This is a genomic window from Thermus sp., from assembly GCF_056332225.1.
Genome location: NZ_JBWGQW010000115.1, coordinates 1 through 1,416 on the forward strand (window position 1 = coordinate 1; position 1,416 = coordinate 1,416).

The following is a 1,416-nucleotide window of genomic DNA, read 5'->3' on the forward strand; positions in this document are numbered from 1 at the left end:
GGTGCCCGTGGGGGTGGAGGAGAGGGCGGAGAGGGTGAGGGTCTGGGGCACGGGGTTCGCCCCGGAGACCTGAACGCTGCCCGGCGAGAGGTTGAGCCCTTGAGGCACCTGGTCCTGCCCCGCCACCAGGCTGAGGTTCACCCTTCCGGTGAAGCCGTTCTGAGGGGTTACGGTGAGGGTGGTGGTGCCGGTGGACCCCTGCTGCACCGTGAGGCTCGTGGGGTTGAGGTCGAGGGTGAAGGAGGGGGAAGAGCCACCACCTCCTCCTCCGCCGCCTCCTCCGCCACCTCCACTACCGCCCCCCGCCGTCTGTCCCCCGCAAGCGGCGAGAAGGAGGGACAGCCCTACTCCCAGTGCCCAAAGAAGCCGGTTTGCCTTCATGCTTCACCCCCTTGTCCGGGTAGTTTACGGCAACTCCTCCCTCCCTGTGGTCAGCCCAGGGTCAAGCCCCGAGGCCCTGGAGCTTCCCGGGCTTCTCTCCCGCCTCCGGGATCCCGGCTTCTTCGCCCGGGTACGGGTGGACCCGGAGCTTGGGGCCCCGGTGTGGCCTGGGGGGCTGGACCTGGACCCCCTGGTGCTCTACGCCCGGGCCCTGGGCGCGGGGCTCCCCCTACAGGCGTTACCCCAGGTGAACCCAAGCGATTAGGCCCACCGAGCGCTTTCGGGTAGTGGCCTCAGGCGGCTTGAGCCCCCATTTCCACCTCCCTGCCCGGCAGGAGGAGGCGGACGGGCCTCCCTTCCAGGAAGAGGGCGTAGACCAGGGGCCAGCCCTCGGGGTTGGGGGCCTCCCGGGCCCAGGCCAGGGCCTTCGCGGCTACCTCGGGCTCGTCCAGGGGGAGGAGGACCAGGCGGTAGGCCTCGGGGAGCTCCTGGAGGAGGCCTGCCTCCAGGAGGTGGTCCATGAGGATCCCGTCCAGCTCGGCCAGCCTTTCCGCGGGGTTCACCACGCTTCCCTCCCCTGGGCCTTGGCGGCCCGGTAGGCCTCAATGTACTCCTCGGCCCGCTGGGAGAGCTCCCTCTCCGCCGCCTTCGCCGCCCTGCCGGGATCCTCGGGAAGGTCCACGGGCTCGTGGGCGGCGACGCGGTTCCGGTCCCGATGGGCCCTGCCCCCGGCGGTGTCGTAACGGGCCACCCAGACCCAGCGACCCTCTTCGGGGTCCCACCACTCCAGCTGCACCGCCCAGGAGCGCAACCTTCCCCGCTCCACCTCTAGGGTGACGCGGAGGCGCCGGTCCGGGCCGAGGACCACTTCCCGCCTGCGGACCACCGTTCCAGGCTACCCTTCTCCCGGCTTCAAGGGCCTAAGGCCTTAGGGGCGGCTAAGGCAGGAAGCCAAGTCAGAGGCTGTCGTAAAAGCTCTCCACGGCCAGCTACGCGGCCCTGGCCAGCCGCTTCACCAACAAGCGTAGCATGCCC

General features: G+C 70.4%; 3 protein-coding genes and 1 pseudogene. 1 reads left to right on the forward strand and 3 read right to left on the reverse strand.

The features are described from left to right. Nucleotides 1–207, reverse strand: a pseudogene (locus tag AC01Y6_RS10325) (hypothetical protein); the annotation flags it as partial. A gap of 172 nt (nt 208–379) precedes the next feature. Between AC01Y6_RS10325 and AC01Y6_RS10330 the strand changes: the two are divergent. Continuing rightward, nucleotides 380–646 (forward strand): hypothetical protein, encoded by a 267-nt coding sequence (locus AC01Y6_RS10330; RefSeq protein WP_476671431.1) that lies wholly within the window; start codon nt 380–382, stop codon nt 644–646. 28 nt (nt 647–674) lie between these two features. Here the strand turns inward: AC01Y6_RS10330 and AC01Y6_RS10335 are convergent, their stop codons facing one another. Both AC01Y6_RS10335 and AC01Y6_RS10340 read right to left on the reverse strand, forming a co-directional pair. After that, entirely contained in the window at nt 675–947 is a 273-nt protein-coding gene (locus tag AC01Y6_RS10335) for a DUF5647 family protein (protein WP_476671433.1), read from the reverse strand. Continuing rightward, nucleotides 941–1,267 carry a DUF7718 family protein gene (locus AC01Y6_RS10340; RefSeq protein WP_476671434.1) on the reverse strand — a complete coding sequence of 109 codons (327 nt, stop codon included), beginning with the start codon at nt 1,265–1,267 and terminating at the stop codon, nt 941–943. Before AC01Y6_RS10340 ends, AC01Y6_RS10335 begins: the two co-directional genes overlap by 7 nt. Between the last annotated feature and the right edge of the window lie 149 nt (nt 1,268–1,416).

What these genes read in the sequence shown, in the direction of transcription:
- AC01Y6_RS10330 (WP_476671431.1), top strand. Translation starts at nt 380, where the DNA reads ATGCTTCACCCCCTTGTCCGGGTAGTTTACGGCAACTCCTCCCTCCCT.